This is a genomic window from Candidatus Polarisedimenticolia bacterium (genome assembly GCA_036004685.1).
Lineage (GTDB): Bacteria > Acidobacteriota > Polarisedimenticolia > Gp22-AA2 > AA152 > DASYRE01.
Genome location: DASYRE010000049.1, coordinates 1 through 19,917, shown reverse-complemented (window position 1 = coordinate 19,917; position 19,917 = coordinate 1). Strand labels below are relative to the sequence as shown.

Annotated in this window: 16 protein-coding genes and 2 tRNA genes; 7 read left to right on the top strand and 11 right to left on the bottom strand. The window is 66.9% G+C overall.

Features of this window, described 5'->3' with window-relative positions; translation table 11 throughout:
- Positions 1-149 precede the first annotated feature (149 nt).
- Entirely contained in the window at positions 150-2,456 is a 2,307-nt protein-coding gene (locus VGR67_13220) for an ammonia-forming cytochrome c nitrite reductase subunit c552 (protein ID HEV8337370.1), read from the bottom strand.
- Positions 2,440-4,359, bottom strand: coding sequence for a multiheme c-type cytochrome (locus tag VGR67_13215; protein HEV8337369.1), 1,920 nt, complete (start codon positions 4,357-4,359; stop codon positions 2,440-2,442). Before VGR67_13215 ends, VGR67_13220 begins: the two co-directional genes overlap by 17 nt.
- 195 nt (positions 4,360-4,554) lie before the next feature.
- Between VGR67_13215 and VGR67_13210 the strand changes: the two genes are divergently transcribed.
- The 3 genes from VGR67_13210 to VGR67_13200 are packed head-to-tail and all read left to right on the top strand — an operon-like array spanning position 4,555 to position 7,572.
- Positions 4,555-4,761 (top strand): hypothetical protein, encoded by a 207-nt coding sequence (locus VGR67_13210; GenBank protein ID HEV8337368.1) that lies wholly within the window; start codon positions 4,555-4,557, stop codon positions 4,759-4,761.
- Positions 4,758-5,873 carry a tetratricopeptide repeat protein gene (locus VGR67_13205; GenBank protein HEV8337367.1) on the top strand — a complete coding sequence of 372 codons (1,116 nt, stop codon included), beginning with the start codon at positions 4,758-4,760 and terminating at the stop codon, positions 5,871-5,873. The genes VGR67_13210 and VGR67_13205 overlap by 4 nt, the downstream gene beginning before the upstream one ends.
- Complete coding sequence (locus VGR67_13200) at positions 5,851-7,572, top strand: CRTAC1 family protein (GenBank protein HEV8337366.1); 1,722 nt, start codon at positions 5,851-5,853, stop codon at positions 7,570-7,572. Before VGR67_13205 ends, VGR67_13200 begins: the two co-directional genes overlap by 23 nt.
- A gap of 12 nt (positions 7,573-7,584) precedes the next feature.
- On the opposite strand, the gene VGR67_13195 is transcribed toward VGR67_13200, so the two are convergent.
- Positions 7,585-8,700, bottom strand: a complete 1,116-nt coding sequence (locus tag VGR67_13195; protein HEV8337365.1) for a DUF3187 family protein — start codon at positions 8,698-8,700, stop codon at positions 7,585-7,587.
- A 452-nt stretch (positions 8,701-9,152) separates the two neighbouring features.
- Between VGR67_13195 and VGR67_13190 the strand changes: the two genes are divergently transcribed.
- Positions 9,153-11,060 carry a S8 family peptidase gene (locus VGR67_13190; GenBank protein ID HEV8337364.1) on the top strand — a complete coding sequence of 636 codons (1,908 nt, stop codon included), beginning with the start codon at positions 9,153-9,155 and terminating at the stop codon, positions 11,058-11,060.
- Positions 11,061-11,154: 94 nt separating this feature from the next.
- Here the strand turns inward: VGR67_13190 and VGR67_13185 are convergent, their stop codons facing one another.
- The 8 genes from VGR67_13185 to VGR67_13150 all read right to left on the bottom strand — a co-directional run bounded on the left by VGR67_13185 (position 11,155) and on the right by VGR67_13150 (position 17,506).
- On the bottom strand, positions 11,155-12,174 hold the full coding sequence (locus tag VGR67_13185) for a hypothetical protein (GenBank protein ID HEV8337363.1): 1,020 nt from the start codon (positions 12,172-12,174) through the stop codon (positions 11,155-11,157).
- Positions 12,171-13,589 (bottom strand): glycosyltransferase family 39 protein, encoded by a 1,419-nt coding sequence (locus VGR67_13180; GenBank protein HEV8337362.1) that lies wholly within the window; start codon positions 13,587-13,589, stop codon positions 12,171-12,173. Before VGR67_13180 ends, VGR67_13185 begins: the two co-directional genes overlap by 4 nt.
- Positions 13,586-14,344, bottom strand: coding sequence for a class I SAM-dependent methyltransferase (locus VGR67_13175; GenBank protein HEV8337361.1), 759 nt, complete (start codon positions 14,342-14,344; stop codon positions 13,586-13,588). The genes VGR67_13180 and VGR67_13175 overlap by 4 nt, the downstream gene beginning before the upstream one ends.
- A gap of 25 nt (positions 14,345-14,369) precedes the next feature.
- Complete coding sequence (locus tag VGR67_13170; GenBank protein ID HEV8337360.1) at positions 14,370-15,353, bottom strand: glycosyltransferase family 2 protein; 984 nt, start codon at positions 15,351-15,353, stop codon at positions 14,370-14,372.
- Positions 15,350-15,796: a rhodanese-like domain-containing protein gene (locus VGR67_13165; GenBank protein ID HEV8337359.1), complete on the bottom strand. Its 447-nt coding sequence runs from the start codon at positions 15,794-15,796 to the stop codon at positions 15,350-15,352. Before VGR67_13165 ends, VGR67_13170 begins: the two co-directional genes overlap by 4 nt.
- 87 nt (positions 15,797-15,883) lie before the next feature.
- The gene (locus VGR67_13160; GenBank protein ID HEV8337358.1) at positions 15,884-16,360 is read right to left on the bottom strand and encodes a tetratricopeptide repeat protein; all 477 of its coding nucleotides are present in this window, start codon (positions 16,358-16,360) and stop codon (positions 15,884-15,886) included.
- Between the two features lie 494 nt (positions 16,361-16,854).
- Positions 16,855-17,244: a hypothetical protein gene (locus VGR67_13155; GenBank protein ID HEV8337357.1), complete on the bottom strand. Its 390-nt coding sequence runs from the start codon at positions 17,242-17,244 to the stop codon at positions 16,855-16,857.
- A gap of 164 nt (positions 17,245-17,408) precedes the next feature.
- Positions 17,409-17,506, bottom strand: a tRNA-Sec gene (locus VGR67_13150).
- A gap of 66 nt (positions 17,507-17,572) precedes the next feature.
- Here VGR67_13150 and VGR67_13145 point away from each other — a divergent pair.
- The 3 genes from VGR67_13145 (at position 17,573) to VGR67_13135 (ending at position 19,769) form a co-directional block, all read left to right on the top strand.
- Entirely contained in the window at positions 17,573-18,931 is a 1,359-nt protein-coding gene (locus tag VGR67_13145) for an alkaline phosphatase family protein (protein ID HEV8337356.1), read from the top strand.
- A gap of 56 nt (positions 18,932-18,987) precedes the next feature.
- A tRNA-Ala gene (locus VGR67_13140) sits at positions 18,988-19,063 on the top strand.
- Between the two features lie 256 nt (positions 19,064-19,319).
- Complete coding sequence (locus VGR67_13135) at positions 19,320-19,769, top strand: response regulator (GenBank protein HEV8337355.1); 450 nt, start codon at positions 19,320-19,322, stop codon at positions 19,767-19,769.
- Positions 19,770-19,917 lie beyond the last annotated feature (148 nt).

The window sequence follows — 19,917 nt, the reverse complement described above, 5'->3', positions numbered from 1 at the left end:
GCCGCATCCTCCGGTCCCCGCCATGCGAGCCGACTCGGCGTGAAATCTAGGGTCCGACACCGGGATTGTCAAAGGAACGGGCCGCGACGTCTCGAGCGTGGAACGTCGGAATTCCGACGGCGCGCCGCGACCGAGCCGGGCGGGAAGAGCTACCCCGGCGGCCCCTGCAGCTTCGCCAGCGCTCCTCGCGCGTCCGACAGATCGGGAGCGATTTCCAACGCTTTGCGGTAGGAGTCGGCGGCGGCGTCCTTGCGCCCCAGACCCTCGAAGGCGCGGCCGAGATAATACTGAATCATCGGATCCCCCGGCCGGCTCGGGGCGAGCCGCTTCAGGTTTTCCAGCGCGGGGGCGAAGCGCCGGTCCTCCAGCTGCGCCACGGCGAGATTGTAGCGGGCCTCCCGATAGCCGGGATCGATTTCGAGAGCCCTCGTCAGGTGAGGGATCGCCTCGGCGCTCCGTCCCGTCTGCAGATAGAGACTCCCGAGGTTGAAGAGGGGCACGCCGCTGCGCGGCAGGAATTCGGCGGCCGCCCGGAAGCAGGCCGCGGCGCGCTCGACCTCCTTTCGGCGCGCGTACAAGGTGCCCAGCCGGATCTGGACCTCCGGAAGCTCGGAGTTCAGCCTCAGCGCCGCTTCGTACTTCTCCACCGCGCGGTCTTCCTCACCCCGCTTGGCGTAGATGTCCCCCAGGCTCGCGAGATCCTCGGGGACGTCGGCGCGCACTTTCTCCACCTGCTCTTCGTGCTCCTTGACGATTCGGCCGATCGCGGCGCGCAGCGCCGGATCGCGCGGCTTCACGCCGCGCCGGGCGAGCTCGATCCCGGCGAGCCGCGAGACCGCCGGCTCCGGCCGGGTAAGCGCCCGCAGCAGGGCCTGATCGGTGGCCGGCGCGGGGACCGTAGCCATGGCGGCGGCCACCTTGTAGCGCACGAGAAGCGCCTCCTGGGGATCGAGGAGCGCCGGGACGAGAGGCGCCAGGAGCGCCGGGTCGTTGTACTCCGCCAGGATCGCGGGAATCCCGGCGCGGCGGGGCGGGGAGAGGGCTTCACGATTCCTGAACAGGTCCAGAAGGACCGGCGCGGCCTCGGGAGCCTTCCGCGAGCCGAAGAAGAACGCGGCGGTCAGACGGATCCGATCCTGCTGGTCGGTGCGGTACCACTCCTGGATGGTCTTGGCCGACCATTCAGGATCGCGATCGCGGTGGCAGGTATTGCAGGCGTTCGGAATCCCGAAATTCTTGGTGTTCCCGGGGACGGGAACGGAGAGGGAATGATCCCGCGCCTGGATGCGCTTCCCCAGGATGTCCACGTTGGGCATGTGGCAGTCGACGCAGAGACTTCCCCTCTTCCCGGCGGCGTGATGGGTGTGCGCTGGAGCATCGGCGGCGATGTCGGCGTGACAGGGCGCGCAGACCCGGTCCAGCCGCTCCTCCGGCTCGATCAGATCGATCGGATTGCCCGCCCCGTGGGCGGCGTGGCATCCCGTGCAAGTCAGGTTCCCTTGCCGGTAGCAGAGACTCTGGATGAAGGCGACGTAATCGTAGTTCAGCCCCTTGTTGCGGCCGTCGGAGAAGAACTGCTGCTCCATCCCGGGGACCGCCGGCTGAAAATACTCGAGAAGCGGTTTGCCGGGCTGCCATCCCCGCGCGATGGGGGTTTTGGCGGCGTGGCACCGGGCGCAGACCTCCACCTGCCTTTCCGGCGTGAGCGCCTCCAGCTTGACGAGTCCCGCTTTCGCCTCGTCCACCTCGCCTCCGGTCCCGGCCCGGGTCCAGGCCTCGACATGCAGGCTCCCGGGTCCGTGGCAGGTCTCGCAATTGATCGTCAGGTCGGTCCAGGTGGTGTGATACGAATTGGACCGGGGATCGTAGTTCTTCTCGACCTGGCTTCCGTGGCAGCCGCTGCAACCGGAATTCCAGGTGCGCCCGCGATTCGCCCAGAAGAGCTGGTCGCGGGGGGTCAGCTTCTTCCCGCCGCTCGGGACGACCCCCTCGGTCTGGTCGAACCAGGCGTTCTCCTTGACGTCGAAGTAGGTCGGCAGCGTCTGGTAGCGGCCGTCGGGAAAACGGGTCAGGTAGACCTGCGTCTGGCGCCATCCGAGGACGATATCGATCGGGTAGGCGTGCGGCGCGCCGTCCGGCCCCTCCGTCTCCATGAAGTACTTTCCGTCCGCCGTCCACATCCGGGAGGTCACTCCTCGGTAGACGTAGACGTTCTTGTGCTTGAAGTCCCCTTTGACCACGGCGTCCGAGGCGACGAAGGCGTGATTGCCGTGAGCCGTCGCCTTCCAGCGGCCGGTGATCTCGGCGTGGCATCCCGCGCAACGCTCCGCGCCGACGTAAGTGGCCTCGGGCCCCGGCGCGAGGGCCGCTCTCCGGCAGGCGGCCGGCGCGAGGCAGAGAACCACGAGCAGCGGGATGGCCGCCCCCCCCGGGAAGGGATTAGCGGTGGATTTCATGCAATCCCTTCGTCTTCATCAAGGCGTAATCGAAGACGTACTTGGGATCGGGGCAGGGATCGGACGGATGGTGGCACTGCAGGCAGACGCGCTGGTCGGCGAGGACCAGGCCGGGGCTGGCCACCTTGCCGCCTCCTTTCCGGGCGTTCATGTGGTCCATGTATTCGCTCGCCGGGCCATGACACGACTCGCACTGCACGCCGAGACGGCTCGGCGTCTTCTCCAGGGAAATGAATCCCCCGGGCTGGCCGTACCCGGTCGTGTGGCAGGGGAAGCAGGTGCGATCGTGGGTGAAGTCGGCGTCGGGATCGATTCCGAGGCTCTTCACCTTCGGCTCCCGATCGGCGCCGGGAAAAAGGGCGCCGAACGTGGCGGCCATCTCCGTCCTGCGCCAGGAGCCGTAGACGTCCGCGTGACATCCCTCGCAGTAGCGATCTCCCAGATACCGCGCGCCCGCCTTGAAGGGCACTCCGAGAGCCGAAGGGGGGATAAACGTCCGCGAGAACGGCGCGGCGGGGTGGACCGGATCGGTGGGGGAGCGGGTCTCCGAGGCCGGCGGGAGCGGCGCCGGACGGGCCGGAACGCCGGCCGCGGCGGGCCGCGTCTGGGCCGGCCGGGTCTGGGTCGGTGGAGAGGCGGCGCGGGCGAGATCCGGTGCGGGCGGAGCGGGCCAATTCGACTCCGTTCTGGCGAACGAGATCCCCGTGAGGCGGCGCGCCTCTGCCTCGATGTAGATGAGGCTCTCTTTGGCCTTCATGTTCCCCAGCCAGTGGGTGTGGTCGGGAGAGTGATGATAGGCCCCTTTCCAGGTCGTCGGCCCGAAGAAAGCGGAGAGCTCGAAGAAACGCTGCTCCAGGGGGGAGGTCTCCTCGTAGAGCTGATGGGTCCCGAGGACCAGCACCGCTCCTTCCACCGGATTCGAAGGCCGATCTTCCGGACGGGGATCGAGCGCTCCCGCCCGCCATACGGCTTCGACGATCCCCGCCGCCCGGTCGACGAGAGCGTCGGTCTGCTTCTTGATCGCATCGGCGCCGGCGAGAGAGTCGCGCGCGAAGGAGGTGGCATGGCAGTCGCTGCAGACCTGGAGCATCTCGCGGCGCTTGCGATCGAACTCGGCCCGGCTGAGCGTCTTCATGGGGAGCTTGTGACTCTCCCCCTCCAGCGCGCCCCCGAAGGCCGCGCCTCCCAGCGTCATCCCGAAGGTGACGTCATGGGTCCCGCCGGGCATGTGGCAGGAGGCGCAGGTGGGGGCTTGCTTGACGTCCCGCGTCGCCCGGTAGGCGATTCCGTGCTTCGACTCCTCGTAGGATTCGTTCTGCGGGTGATCGGGCCCGACGTGGCAGGTGATGCAGGCTTCCGGCTCACGGGCCTGCTCGGCGGAGAAGGCGTGGCCGACGTGGCAGGCGTTGCATTTCCCGACGCTGCCGTCCGCAAAGCGCTTGCCGATGGCGTGGCATCCCATGCACCCCTGCTGCCGCATCTCCGGGGATTGCGCCAGGAACCGGGCATTCGATTCCGCCATGGTCGAGGCGATGGCATGACCCTGGTTCGCGAACTCGCGGACCCGGTCGGCGTGGCACGCTCCGCACCTTCCCGCGGAGACCTCTCCGTGCGTCTCGATCATCTTCTGGTGGTCCGTTCCGTGGCAGTCCTCGCACCCGACCCCCCGGCGGAAGTGCACCGATCGGCGCCATTGCTCGACCAGCCCGGGATCGCCTCCGCCTTTCAGATCGGCGGGCCGCGCGTGGCAGCGAAGACAATCGGTGCGGCCGGAGGAGCCCAGGGAATAGCCGCCGCGGCCCGACACCAGCGAGACGCCCAGCGCCACGAGGAGCAGGATCCCCAAGGCAAGGGCAGGAAACAGGATTCCCTTCCCCTGGGGGCTGCCTGGGCCGGTCGTCATCCTGGTTCTCGATGCAGAGGTTGGGCCGTGCGAGGCCTCGGCATTCCGCCGTCCGTTCCCGCCCGTCGTCGCGCGCGGGTCGGACCCTGGCGAAAATTATACGGTCGCCTCCGAGGAGCGTCAACGTGGAGCGGCCGTCCCGAAGCCCTTCCCGGGATATGCTATCCTCGCCGAGCTGATCGCGGGGAGAACGACATGCGAGCCGGTGGAACAAGGAAACGATGGAGCGTCGTCGGGTCGTTCACTCTCTGCGCCGCGGCCATGATCGTCGGAACGATTCTCTACCCCTTGATTCTCCTGCTCCTCGCGGCGGTCGCGGTCGGACATCCGGTGGTCAAGAGGGTCCTCCTCCTTTCGCGCGGCTCCCGGGGGGACGCCGCCAAGGGAGAGACGGGGCGATGAGCCGCGGAGGAGCGCTGCGGCGCGTGGCCGCCGGCGCGGGAATCTGTCTACTCCTGGCTTCCGGCTGCGGCCGTCGCGAGGCTTCCAGCCCGGCCACCCGGACGGCGCCGGCAAAGCCGTCCGGCCCCCCGACGCCGTCCCATCCCGACTGGGGTCTCCCGGCCGAAGCGGCACGATGGGTGAACGAGGGAGTGGGCGAGTACCGGCAGGGGAGATACCACGAAGCCGCCTCCTCCTTCCAGAAAGCGCGCGATCTCGTTCCGGCCGACACCCGCGTGTCGACTCTTCTCGGCGCCGCGCTGACGCAGGCCAGACAGTACGCCCCGGCGAAGGAGGAGTACCGGCGCCTGCTGGCGATCCACCCCGAAGCCCCGGAGCCGCGCCTCGGCCTCGCCCGCATCGCCCTGCGGCTGGGAGACTACGAGGAGGCGACCCGGCTCTTCCGTGAAGTGCTGGAGCGCCATCCGCAAGATCCGCAATCTCTTTACAACCTCGGATTGGTCCGCTACCGCGCCGGCGATTACGCGGAGGCCCGCAGCCTTCTGGGACGCCTCCTCGTGGAGATGCCCGGCCACGCCGAGGCGCACTACATGCTCGGACTCTGCTTCATGCGCGGCGGGGACGATGGCCGCGCCGAGGAGGAGCTGGGGAGGGCGATCGCGCTGGCGCCGGAGAACAGCCAGGCCCATTTCAATCTCGCCAAGGTCTACGCACGGCGCGGGAAAAAGGCCGAGGCGGCGCGGGAGCAGGAGATCTTCGTGCGCCTGTGGGACCGGCAGGCGAAGGACCGGGCGGCCGAAGGAAACGCGCGGGAGCTCTTCCTCACGGCGGACTACGTCGCGGCGCTCAAGGAATACGACCGGCTGCTGGCGATTTCTCCGGAGTCGGGCCGCTACCAGCTGGGGAGGGCGCAATGCCTGCTCAAGATGAAACGGCCGGAAGAGGCGAGGGCGGCGCTGGAAAAGGCGGTGGCGAGCGACCCGAAGCTGACCGAGGCGCACTACCTCCTGGCCGTGCTCTATCAGCAGAGCGGCGAAGAGGAAAAGAGCCGCCGCGAGCGGGAGGCGTTCGACCGGCTGGAGGCGATCGGTGAGAACAAGACCGGTTTCTAGGCGAGGCGCGGCGATTCCTTGCGTCTGCTTCCTGCTGGCGCTGTCGGGCCCCGGTCCGGCGGCCGGACCCACCGCCTCCAAGCCGGCCAAGCCGACTTTCACGGAGGTGGCGGCCGCTTCGGGGATCGCCTTCCGTCACGTGTCGGGCGCGACGGCGGAGAAGAACATGATCGAGGACATGGGCTCGGGGGTGTGCGTTCTGGACTATGACGCGGACGGAGATCCCGATCTCTACTTCGTGCAATCGGGTCCGGTCCGGAGCGGAGCCGGGCGCCCCGGCAACGTCCTGTATCGGAACGACGGGAAAGGGCGTTTTGCCGACGTCACGCGGCAGGCGGGAGTCGCCGGGTACGGGTATGGAATGGGATGCGCCGCGGGAGATTACGACAACGACGGTCGAATCGATCTGTACGTGACGAACTTCGGCCCCAACATCCTCTACCGGAACAACGGGGACGGCACGTTCCGCGACGTCACGAAGCAGGCGGGCGTCACCGACCCCCTGTGGAGCACCAGCGCCGCGTTCGCCGATTACGACGGCGACGGGCGCCTCGACCTGTTCGTCGCGAACTACGTCGACTTCAACCTGGATCACAACAAATGGTGCGGCGATCCGGTGCGCAAGATCCGGGCTTATTGCCACCCCGACGCCTACGAAGGGGTGCCGGACACTCTCTATCACAACAACGGCGACGGCACCTTCACCGAGGTGACGCGCAAGGCGGGGCTCACCGAGCACTGGGGGAAGGGGCTGGGAGTGGTCTGGAGCGATCTCGACTTGGACGGCGATCTCGACGTCTACGTGGCCAAGGACTCCGTGCCGGGCGTCCTCTACCGAAACAACGGGAACGGCACGTTCACCGACGTGACGCTGGAGTCGGGCACCGGCTACAGCGAGGACGGCAGGCCCGAGGCCGGGATGGGAGTGGATTCCGGCGACTACGACAACGACGGCCGCTTCGACCTCATCGTCACGAACCTCTCGGGGGAGCCGAACGAGCTCTGGCGGAATCTTGGCGGGCTGCGCTTCGAGGTCGCCACCTTTCCGTCCGGGATCGGCGAGATCAGCATCCCGTTCGTCGGCTTCGGCACGAACCTGTTCGACATCGACAACGACGGCGATCAGGACCTGTTCGTGACGAACGGTCACATCATCGACAACATCAAGCAGTTCAACGACTCGCTCAGCTACGAACAGCGGGCCTTCTTGTTCGAGAACCAGGGCCACGGAAAGATGCGTGAAGTCGGTCCCGAGAGGGGCCCGTATTTCTCCACCGCACAGGTGGGAAGGGGAATGGCGGTGGCCGACCTGGATGGCGACGGCGATCTCGACGTCGTCCTCAGCAACCACGATTCACCGGCCGCGCTGCTGCGCAACGACGGCGGCAACCGGAGCCACTTCTTGCGCCTCCGGTTTTCCGGGAGGCGCTCGAACCGGGACGCCATCGGAGCGCGGGCGGTCGTGACGGTGGGAAAGAGACGCCAGATCGACGAGATCCGGAGCGGGACTTCTTATCTCTCCCAGAACGAGCTCATCCTCCACTTCGGCCTGGGTGACTCGCCAAGAGCCGACCGCGTGGAGATTCGCTGGCCCTCCGGAGCGATCCAGGTGCTCCAAGGCGTGGCCGCGGATCAAACCCTGGCGATCACCGAGCCGCCCCCGGGAGCGCCGGGCCGGCCTGCGGCCGCGAGCCCCTGACTTCCCGCCGGTTCAGCGTCCCGGGAAACGCCGCGACACGCCCGTCCGGATCCCGATGTCGACCGCGTTGTTCTGGTCGAACAGTCCCTCGATGACGGCGGCCTCGAAGGTCCAGATCTCGTTCCGGCCGGATCGCTTCAATCCCACCAGCAGCTCGCTGCTCGGCCTGGAGAGATCGGGGTCGGCTTGTCGCCATCCATGGAAGACGCTGCTCTGAGACTGCACCTGGACAATCCAGGAAAGACGGCGCTTTGAGAGAAACTCGTAGCCGGCCAACAGGCTCCACATCCTCGCCGGCTCGAAGCGCGGGAACAGCGACCAGCCTCCCGGCAGCACCCATCCCGCAGCGCCGTGAAGGCGCTGGCGGCCCCACCTCCCCGTGCCTTCCACCTCGAGCCCGTAGTCGGCGCCGCCGCTGCCGCCCAGGTTCTCGGCGTTCCCCGTCGGGAGCTTGACCGCCGCCGAGAGCGCCAGATCGCCGCGCGGCGATTGCCGGAGCGGGATCCTCCCGAAGAGCGACACGTCGCCGATCTGAAACAGGCTGGGGCTGGCGCCGGCGAAATAGATTTCATCATCCCACGTCAGCGCGATGCCGACTCTGTCCCGGACGAAGAGGTCGCGTCCTCCCGACGGCAGTCCGAGGCGGCGGTGATAGCTCTCGATCAGTCCGTCGAACGAGCCTCCCCGGTACGAGAGAAAGGGAACCTCCGCCCCCAGCTCGAGCCAGCGGAAAACCCCCGCGCGCCAGCGCAGCTCGGTGCGGCCATGCTCCAGGTCCAAGAAGAACAGGCTCCGTCCGGGATGGGAGGCCTGGGCCGCGGCGACCAGCATCGGAGAAAGATGCTGGCGCGCGCCGGAGGCGGGGTCGAGATCGGTGAAGAAGATGTCGGAGCCGATCAAGGTGTTGGAATAGGTTTGGCTGACGAGAAACTGCTGCTCGCCCGGGAGCAGCGTACGGCCGCCGCGCGCCGGGAAGGCGAGGAAGAGGAGATCGAAGGGAAGCTGGTTCCTCTCCTCGAAGGGGCCGCGCTCCGCGGCGGGCGCATCGTCCAATCCGATGCCGGGCGCGCCCAGCGCGGGGGATGCCGTCAGGAGTAGAAGAACGATCGCCGCTGCGAATCTCGCCAAGACGACGCTCCCGCAAGGGCGGCATCTTACCGGCCCCTTCAGGCGGTGTAAAGGCGAGCGGGTCCGGCGAGCGCCGCCGCGGCCTCGGCTCCGAAAACTGAAGCGGAATTGGACATCCCTGCCCAGAAGCCCGTCACCGAATCCAACTGAAGCGATTGAGAGAGTTCCGGGCCGCACCGGCGGCCGGCCGGGATCAATCGGAGCGAAACCCCCACACGCGGCCCGCTCCCGGGAAGCTGTCCGAAAGGCATCGTTCCCTTTCCTCGCGACGCTCAACCTCTTCCGAATCAACCGGCTCGGTTTGCCGCCAACCCTCTGACGCGCCTCTGGTACCCGCGTTGCAGTCATTGATATGCGCTGACGGGCGTCTGACAAGGCGCTCTAGGCAGCGCGAATAGGCGCGGCGGAGAAAAAGGGGAGGCTGTATGCCGGCTCGCAAACGAAATCGAAGGATGGCGATCATTCTGGCGCTCGTCCTGATCCTTTCGGGAGGGATCTTCGACTGGGCCAGCTGGCCGGCGGCGCAGGCGGCCGAAAGTTCCGACGATTCGCGCTTGAGCCCGCGGCTGATCAAGCTCCTTGAAGCTCTCGAGCCGGATGACATGGTTCCCGTGATCGTGTCGACGACCGAGCCTTCCGATGAGGCGGACGACGCCGCGGCGCAGTTGCTTGGAGTCCGCGCCGGCCGGCGCTTCAGCCAGCTCGGCGCCTATTCGGCATCGGTTCCGGCAGGCTCGCTGCGCTCGCTCTCCCGCGGCAGGAACGTCCGCCACGTCTCCTACGACTTCATCGTCCGATCCTTCAACGACCTGAACTACGTCACGGTGGGCGCCGACCAGGCGGCGCGCCAGACCACGCCTCTCGGGTCCTCTCTTAACGGCGCCGGAGTGACGGTGGCGGTGGTCGACTCCGGGATCGCCAATCATTCCGACATCGGCAGCCGCCAGGTGGCGGAAGTGGAGGTGGTCGGTCACGAGAAGGGATTCGCGGATTACTACGGCCACGGGACGCACGTCGCCGGAATCATCGCCGGCGACGGCAGCGCCAGCAGCGACTCGCAGTCCTTCAGGCGTTTCAATGGAATCGCCCCCAAGGCGAAGCTCGTCTCGGTGCGCGTCCTGGGCCCGGATGGAAGCGGCCGGGTCAGCGACGTTCTGGCCGGCATCAACTGGGTCGTCCTGAACCGGTCTGCCTACAACATCCGCGTGATGAACCTGTCGCTGGGCCATTCGGTGGAGCAATCGTACGTCGACGATCCCCTCTGCCAGGCGGTCGAACTCGCCTGGAGGTCCGGCATCGTCGTGGTGGCGGCCGCGGGGAACTCGGGGACGGGAGGCTACGCGACGATTCACAGCCCCGGCAACGATCCCTCGATCATCACGGTGGGAGCCTCCAACAATTACCGGAGCGCGGTCCGGCCTGACGACGTTCTGACTTCTTATACTTCCCGCGGACCGACCTACCTGGATCACGTCGTCAAGCCCGATCTGGTGGCGCCGGGCAACCGGACCATCTCGCTGCGCGCCGAAGGCTCGGCTCTCGACACGGCCTATGCGGCGCTGCGCGTAAAGCAGGGCGCCTATCGGAGCGACCCCGCGGCGGCACAGCTCGACTCCCCCTACTTCGAGCTGAGCGGCTCGAGCATGTCGGCGGGCGTCGTCTCCGGCATGGCGGCGCTGATGATCCAGGCTCAGCCTCTCATCACCCCGGACACGGTGAAGGCCCGTCTGATGAAGGGGGCCGAGAAGCGCCTGGGCTACGACGTCTTCTCCGAAGGCGCCGGGTTCGCCGATCTCATCACGGCCCTGGGCCTCGCAGACGTCGCCCTGCTTCCGGCGCTTTCCCCCAAGGCGACGTGGACGGAGACCGGAATCCTCTTCCAGGACCCGGGAACCCTCTGGGGCGACGCGGCGGTCTGGGGCGGCGACGTAATCTGGGGTTCCGATCCGCAGCGCGGCACCGGCGCCGTCTGGGGCGACGCGACGGTATGGGGCCGCCGCGCCGCGGCCTCCTCCAGCGGAAGCGTCGCACCGGGCAACGCCGGGGCCAGCTCGATCGTGTGGGGCGGCGGCATGAGGGCCGACTCGATTGTGTGGGGCGGCGGCATGAGGGCCGACTCGATCGTGTGGGGCGGCGGCATGAGGGCCGACTCGATTGTGTGGGGCGGTGGCATGAGCGCCGACTCGATCGTGTGGGGCGGCGGCATGAGCGCCGACTCGATCGTGTGGGGTGGCGGCATGAGCGCCGATTCGATCGTGTGGGGCGGCGGGATCAGCGCCGACTCGATCGTGTGGGGCGGCGGATTCTCTCTCTTCGGCGAGAGCACGCTCCTCGGTGATGACCTTCCCAGCAATCTCTGATCTTCAGCCCGTTTTCGACGGCGCTATGATTTCGCCGTCTCGTTCCCGTTTCCGGCGACTCGAAGCCGGGCGCCGGATTCGTCCCCTCCCGATCTCACGCCGTGGAAAACTCTCCCGCAAGCTGGCGCTCCATGAAAGGCAGGGCATGACGCAGCAAGGCGCCCGGAGCGGCGAGAAGAGTGTAGTGGCCCCGCGGGAGCCAGTGGATCGCGGGGCGATTCCAGGCACGCCAGAGCCGCTCCACCGATTCGGGGAGCATGATCCGATCGTATCGCCCCGCGACCAGCAGGATCCGGTCGAGCGGCAGCGCCGGGCTCCAGCGGGAGGGGGAAATCGTTCCCCAGAACAGCTCCAGCTTCTGGCGATCGAGCAGGCCCGAATGGGAGAGATCTTCCCGGACGTTCCGTCCCAACCGGGTCTCCAGGATCGGCGACATGACGGAGTCGCCGCAGCCGGCGATGACGAGGAAGGCGGCGTCCCGGCGAGCGGCGGCCAGCAGTCCGGCGATGTAACCGCCGAGAGAGTATCCGAACAGCCCCCACCGCCTCCTTCCCGATGCGATCAGATAATTGACGGCGGCGTTGGCGTCGGTCACCGCCTGCCGGAAAGCCTCGACGGTCAGCGCGGCGTCCCCCGAAACCATCATCTCGCCGCTGTAAGTCCCCCGGGGGGTCCGCTCGTAATGCAGCGGATGCGCCGGAAGCAGCACGGCCAGGTTGCGCCTCAGGAGCGGGCGGACGTAGAGCCGCTCGATGCCGCGCCGGCCCCGGTGGGCCCATCCATGGCTCAGGACGACGACCGGCGCGTCGGGCCGCTCCAGCGGCGTGTAGAGATGTCCCACCGCGCGATTCGTCTCGGGGAAGCTGAGCGGGCGCTTGCTGGCGAACTCGAGCCGCCGCACGCGCGCTCCCGCCCGGACCGGTTCCTCGGAGATCCGGACCGCGGGCGGGGTGCCATCACAGGAGAAGAAGGCTCCGGCCGACGAGAAGACGGCGGGGTCGGAGTAGCGACGCCATGCCTCGGGATCGGTCGACAGGATCCGGCCCCTCTGGAAGGTGATCTTGTACCAGATCCTGTAGGCGTCGATCCCGGTCGAGAGCCGGCGCGGAATCATGGGGGCGCTTCGGGCGCCTCGGCTCTTCCTCCCGACCCCGGCGATCCCGGGACGAGCCAGGCGGCAACGGGGGCCGCCGCGAAGAGGATCCAGATCTGCGTGGCGGGCAGCAAGTATCGGCTCTCCAAGTGGAGCGGAATCGTCGCGGCGAGCCCGGCCAGGGGAATGGCGACCAGCGGCAGGAACTCCTTAAAGCGTGCCCGATCCGCTCCCAGAGTCAGCAGGGCCAGGACAAGAAGCAAGGGCTCCCAGATCTTCCGGGCCACTTTCACCACGGCGACCCCGGGCCTGGCCCGGAGATAGGCGAGCGGTCCGCCGCCATGGGTCGACTGGAAGTAGATGTAGCTGGCCTCGAGGTCCTCCGCCCATGGAATGCCCCAGGAGTTGTCGGGGAACAGAAGGCCTCTGATGAGTCGCTGCGCCCAGAGGCCGGCGACGAAGCCGGGATTGGAAGCCATCACCGAGAGCACCTTCGCGCGGAAGTAGTCGTCGTACTCCGGCGTCCCGTATTCCAGCAGCTTGTCCCGGGAGAGGACCTGCATGTAGGTTCGCCGGTCGTCCAGCACCGCGCCAAAGCGGTTCGGGATCTCCCCGTAGCCCTCCCAGATCGTCGCCCAGAAGAAAGTCGTCGTGAGGATGGGACGGTGGAAGACGCGGTGGTTCCGCGCGGCCCAAGGGAGCAACGCCAGGAGCGGAATCCCGAACGCCAGGGCGCCGCGCAGAACCAGCTGACGGCGCGAGAGTCGCGGCAGGAGAGCCGCGACCACGAACAGGGGCAGGGCGGCCACTGTCGGCTTCAGGTAGACGCCGGCCGCCCCCACCATGCCCAGGAGCAGGAAGTCGCGGGCCGGGTAGCCGCGCGGCGCGCTGCGCACCAGAATCCACGCGTAGAGCGCGGCGATGGGCACGAGCCACCAATCGTAGAGAGGAACGAGCGACAGGCGCGCCTCCGGCACGTTCAGCGCGGCCAGCACCCCCGCGGCGAGCCCGGCCGCGGAGCCGAACAGGCGGCGGGCCGTGCCGGCAAGGAGCAGCGGCAGCAGGGCGCTGAGGCCCACCTGAAGGATCTGGACGGGCAGATAGCGGTACTCGCCGGTGACCTTCCAGAGGGCGGCCAGGAGAAACGGATAACCGGGCATCCTCTGGATCAGCGGCTTCGTCGACTGGTCCGGAGGGTCGGGGAAGTCCTGGATGTCGATCAGCCTTTTCTCGCCGACCTGGCGGTCGTAGAGCTGCAGGATGCTGAACGGCCCCGTCGTCTCGGAGAGGCCCCTTCCTTCCAGAAGATTCCGCGCGACCAGCCCGAGCGAGGTAGTGATCCCGCCGGTGAGATAGGCATCGTGCTGGAAGACCAGGAGCGGAACGCGAACCGCCAGCGACAGGAGCAGGATGATTCCGAGATGGCTCTTCTTCATCGGACCGCAGGCTCTCCGGGGGCGGCGATCGCCAGCAGCGAAACGCCGAGGGGAAGGTCGAAGGCGCGTAGGAGGAAGCGCTCCGCACCGAACACCGCAGCCAGGAAGTTGTTCATCCAGCCCGTCTGGATCCTGAAGTCGGAGCGTCGATCCCCCTCCAGGGCCGCCCCCCGGCGGATGCGGCGCGCGGCCCAGACGGCCGGCAACAGCAAGGCATTGAAATAGGTCATCCGCAGGAGCCTGAGGCCCGCCTCCCGGATGCGGCCCTGAAGCTCGGCCCGGGCGTAACGCCGGCGATGCTGATTGATTTCGTCATGGGGAGACCAGAGCGAGCGGTGCGCCGGAACGGTGAGGATGAGCCGTCCTCCGGGTCCGAGCAGGCGAGCTGCTTTAGACAAGGCCTCCCGGTCGTCGTCGAGGTGCTCGAGGACGTCGAAAAGGGTCACCAAATCGTAACGCTCCCGCGGCGGCGGCTCCCTTGGGAAATCCACCCGCCGAAGAATGGCCTGGCCGGAATAGCGCTCGCTCGAGTAGAGGATCGCCTCCTCCGAGGGATCGATCGCGGTCACGCGGCCGAACGGCCTCAACAGCGGGATCATTCCTCCGGTCCCGCAACCGATGTCCAGGATCTCGAGGTTGCGGCGATCTCCGAGGACCGATGCCAGGATCGAGGCCACGATCCGCCGCCGGCCGACGAACCACCAGTGACGGCGCTCATGCAGCTCCGCGAACGCCCGGTACATCGAAGGATCCATGGACCGCTCCTCGACGACAAAGGGATCAACCCTGATCCGGAAAGCCGATCCTCTCGTCCAGGATGTAGAGAGGGCGTTGTTTGACCTCTTCGTAGACCCGTCCCAGGTACTCGCCGAGGATACCCAGGATCAACAGCTGCGTCCCGCCCAGGAATAGGATGATGGCGGCGAGAGACGTCCAGCCCGCCGGGGTGTTGTAGAGGAATCGGCTGGCGAGCGCGAAGAGGAGATAGAGAAAGCCGAGGCCCGCCGCCATGAACCCGAGGTAGGTCGCGATCTGGAGCGGGACGGTGGAGAAGGCGAAGAAACCGTCCAGAGCCAGCTTCACCAGGTGGCGGATCCGGTATTTCGGCTCGCCGGAAGCCCGGGCCATCCGTTCGTAAACCCATTCCGTCTGGCGGAATCCGACCCACGCCCGCAGTCCGCGCAGGAACCGGTTGCGCTCGGGAAAGCTCCGAAGGTGCGCCACCACCCGCGAGTCCATGAGGGAGAAATCGCCCGAGTCGTGCGGGATCTCGACGCTGCTGATGCCGCACAGGATCCGGTAGAAAAGTTTGTAAGCGGCACGCCTTGCTCCCCCCTCCTTTCTCCTCCTGCGGACGGCGTAGACAACGTCGCTGCCCTCGGCCCAACGCTCGAGAAGGTGAGGAATCACTTCGGGAGGATCCTGGAGGTCGGCATCCATGACGACCACGGCGTCGCCGTCGGCATGGGCGATGCCGGCGCTGATCGAGATCTGATGGCCAAAATTCCGCGAGAAGGAAAGGACCCTGACGCGCGAGTCGGCGGTGCACAGGGCGCGCAGCCAATCGAGAGATCGATCGCGGCTTCCGTCATTGACGAACAGCAGTCGGTAGGGAATGCCGGCTCCCTCCAGCGTTTCACGGAGACGGCGGTTCAGCTCCGGCAGGTTCTCCTCCTCGTTGAAGACCGGAATGACGACCGACAGGTGGGAGGCGAGGGCACGGCTCGCCGCGAGGTGAGGCCGCTCCGAAGAAGAAACGGTCAAGCGTCCGCCCGCCGCAGCAGGGTCTGATAGGAACGTCCGGGAGTCTCTTCACGTTCCACGGGCAGGCCCAGGGCCTCCCATCCCGGCTCGGTCACTCGCCCGAAGTCGTCACGCGCCCCGCCGAACCCGCACCGGACGTTCAGCAAATTCTGGTATCCGGCTTCCTCGAGTATTTCGGCCGCCCTCAGCGAGCGCCCGCCGGAGAGACAGCCGAGGAGGAGGCGGGACTCGGGAGGGAAGTTGGCCTGCACCACTCTCAGGAAGTCCGGATTGGGAACGAGCTGCCGGGAGCCGGGCTCGGCATGCAGGAGGGGGACGTTGCGGGCGGAGCGGGGATGTCCCTGCGCGAACTCCGGGATCGACCGGACGTCCAGATAGACATAGCCTTGCTCGGAGGAGAGCAACTCGGCGGCCCGTTCCGCGGAGGCACTTTGAATCGGCATGGATCACCCCGAAGGAGGCCTTCCTCACTCACGGAGGAGGACGCCATTATAGCGGGGACCCCTTCGGGGTGGAAGAAGGCGAACGGATCAGGAGAGTCGGGTGAGGCGGCGCGCCGCGATGATTTTCCCGAGACAACGATTCAGGACGTGATCTCGGTGGAGGGCAGGAAAGAGGACGGTGCGCCGGCGCTCGGCCGTCCGGATCCTTTCGAGCAGATCGGGATGATCGGAGCGGACGGCCAGCCCCCGCGAGAACGCCGTCAACGCGCCGGCCTGGTCGCCGCGCATCAGCAGCACCACGCCGAGATTGAGGTAATGCTCGGGCTCGTAGGGCTCCAATTGAATCGAGCGCTCGCAGAGACGGCGTCCTTCTTCAATCTTCCCCGCGGATCCCGCCAGGGCGACGCCGTAATGGGAGAGGTACTGCGGATGGACCGCGAGGTTGCCGTCGAACACGAGAAGCTGAAGCGCCAGCTGGAAGCTGCGCAGCGCTTCCGCATAGTCCCCCTTCAGGACCTGTTTCCTGGCGAGCTGAAGAAGATCCAATCCTTCCGCGTCAAACATCCGGTCTCCTGCGGCGAGGCGCAACGGAACTGGCTGGTTTGAATATAAGTCCTTTTGTTCCAACGGCAAGCGTTGCTTTCTTGGCTGGGTCGACGCACCGATGACATGTCCAGCCGCGCAGCGGAAACAGGGAATCGGCGGGCAGATTGAGGACACCGACCTGTCCTTTTGTGTCATCCACGGCCGGATCGCTCGGCCGATTGGCGCGCGGGCGCCACGAGCGAGCCGCTTGGCGTTTTTCCTCCGCAGCGCCGGAAGGGCGCCCGGCTGCTTCATGGGAGGCTGTTCCGGAGTTGTCAGCGGCGCTGCCGGGGCTACATCCTGGAGTGGTGCAGGCAGGGCTCGGAGAGCCTTGCGTGGAAGGGGCGCGTCAGGATCGGAAATCCGACTTTGGTCGGTGATCTCTGAGGTTGCCGTCCAGGCGATCCCGGCAGAACGAACCCTTGTCTCTCCGGCCGTCGCGCGTTGGGCCTGAGGTGAGCGGAGCGCAGGTCTCAGGGTTTGGGGGCGGGAGCGGGCTGCGGAGCGGCCGGAGGAGCTTCCGGGGCCGCCGGGGCGCTTCCCTGCCGGGCCTCGGCCAGCGCCTTTTTGAACTCCTCGTCCGAAATCCCCTTCGACTTTTGCGCGGCGAGCTTCAGGGCCCACTGCACGGGAATGACCTCGTTGGCGGGATCCTGATAGATCGAATCGACGACCTGGACCACCTGGGGAATCGCGGTGCCGACCGGCACGAGCTTGGCGGAGGATTCGTCCATGCACTCGGCGACGCAGCCGGTGCAGGGACCCGGAGCGAACTTCGCGAATATCTGAATGCCCGTGAAGTATCCAAGGGTGAACAGCGCCTTGTTGTCGGCGTTGAGCTTGGTCCAGACCGTTCCGTCCACGCTTTTGGATCCTTGCGCCCAGGCCGTTTGGGGAAGCACAGCGACCGCCGCCAGCAGAACAACCGCAAACCAACCACGTCTCATGGCACCTCCAGGGAAATCAAATGGGGAACAGATTGAGCTGGATGTCTCGATTCAATCACCGACCTAAGGAGTCGACCCGCTGGCGGAAGCGTGTGGGAATCGAACCCACCGGACCCGGCTCTCGCCACGTCCCACTGGATTTGAAGTCCAGGCGGCACACCAGCACCGATGCGCTTCCGGGGACCCGATACAATAGCCGAGGAACCGATATAATGACAAGCGATCGGATCCTTTCGGAAGGCGCGTGATTCCTCAAAAACCGGCCGAATCGTCGAGATGGATGGCGGCCGCGGCGCTGGTCGTGATGGCGCTGTCGGCGGGCTGTTCGGGGAGGGGGGGAACGTCCTCGCCAGGCCTGCCTCCGCTCTCCGAGCGCTTCAAGGTGATCGTCTTCGGGGTGGATGGGGCCGATTGGCGCGTCATCCGGCCGCTGATGGACGCGGGCCGGATGCCCCACTTCCGGAAAATGGTCGACGGAGGGGCGTCAGGGGTGCTGCTCTCCATGGAGCCGACTCTCTCTCCCGCGCTCTGGACCACGATCGCGACCGGGCTGCCGCCCGCGAGCCACGGAATCGCCGATTTCATCGTGCGGCTTCCCGGCGGCGGCTACCGGCCGGTCACGTCCGACATGCGGTCGGCTCCGGCCTTCTGGAACATCCTGGGAAACCGCGACGGAGGCAGGACCGCGGGCGTCGTCGCGTGGCTCGCCACCTGGCCCGCCGAGCCGATCCATGGGTACATGGTGACCTCCTATCTCCCGTACGTTTTCAACTGGTCCACGGGGCGTCCGCTGAAGGGGACCGTGGTCGAGGGAATCCCCCGGCAGACCTTTCCCGATTCCCTGATGCGGGAGATCGAGCCCCTGAAGGTGAAGCCGGAAGCCTTGGATCGGGCGCTGGTCGGGCGCTTCTACGACGCCTCCGCGCTCCCGCGGGTGAGCCCCGAGGCCCGGGAATGCGTCGAGGGATTCCTGTGGAGTCTCGCCTCCGACGAGACCTACCGCCGCATCGGCCTTCATTTGTACGCCCGCCACAGCGTCGATCTCTTCGCGGTGTACTTCGGGGGAATCGACGTCGTGAGCCACCGCTTCTGGAAGTTCACCTACCCCCAGGACGAGCCCTACGCGACGCCTCCGGCCGAGATTGAGATCTTGAAGGGGGTGATTCCGGGCTATTACGAATACATCGACGAGATTCTGGGCGAGTTCATGTCCCGCATGGACCAGCACTCCACGCTCGTCGTGCTTTCGGACCACGGATTCAAGCCGGTCTTCTTCCCCGGCAAGCCGACGACCTCGGGCCATCATCGGCTGGAGGGAATCCTCGCCCTCTACGGACGCGGCATCGCTCCCGGAGCGACCATCGAAGGAGCCACACTCGTCGACGTTCTTCCCACCGTCTTCGCCCTGATCGGCGAGCCGATCTCGCGACAGCTTCCCGGAAAGATCCTGGCGGGAGCCTTCTCCGAGCTCGGGGCGGAACGCCGGAAAGCGGCCTACGTCGACGCCTACCCGCCGCGCCCGGCTCCTTCCCCCGCGGCGGCGGACCAGGAGGTCGACTCGAACGTGATCGAGCGTCTGAAGTCTCTGGGCTACATCCAGTAGCCGGGTCAATCCTTGCGCCCCCGGGGGCCTTCGGCTATACTCGCGCCCTTCCTGATGGGGCTGTAGCGCAGCTGGGAGCGCGCATGACTGGCAGTCATGAGGTCACGGGTTCGATCCCCGTCAGCTCCACCAAATCCGATTCGCCCCGGAATCGGCGGCCACATCGGCCGCCCGGCGGGGAGAAAACTCCCGCTCTCTAGCAATCCCGCCATCCTCCCAGCTGAAAACCACGCCGGACCCGCACGGACCTCGCAAGTGTCCAAAAATACCGCACTTCCGTCTTTCCGCGGATTTCAGAATTCGAATTGAAAAGATCCTCCTCCGGCCCATATTCACCTTCGTGCGCCTGAGCCATCGCGTCAGGCGAGAATCGTGGAAGGGGGAGAAAATGGATCCGAGAGCGCGTCTCAACGATCTCCATCTGTCGGGTCAGGTGGAGCATGCGGAAGGAATTCTGGCCCCGGAGGAGGCGAATCCCCGGCGCCTGCTGGTGGTCGACGACGATCCCGGAGTCCAGGAACTATTGCAGGAGGTCTTGTCGGGCGCCGGCTACCGGGTCGAGACGGCGTTCAACTCCGACGAGGCGATGGAGCGCATCGCGGAGGCGAATTTCGACGGTCTCGTCGTGGATCTCGTCCTGCCCGAGGAGGATGGTCTGCTCCTCTACGATCGGGTCCTGCAGCTCAATCCCTATTTTCGCGATCGGGTGGTCTTCATCTCGGGCGAGGCGCGGGAACACCAGCTCCGCCGTGTGACCCGGCGAACGGGCGCCATGGTCCTCCGGAAGCCCTTCAACATCCTCGAGCTGATGCGGGTTCTCAAGGAGCGCGGCCTCTAGTGTTGCATTTCGGAAATCATGTTAACACCGAGGTCGCCGAGGCGCCCGGATCGCAAGGCGCGCCAGAGCGTCGCGTACCCAAGGCGGTACGCAAGCGAGGCGCAACGCGGCGAGCCGGGATGGATCGGGGGCCGAATGTAACATGATT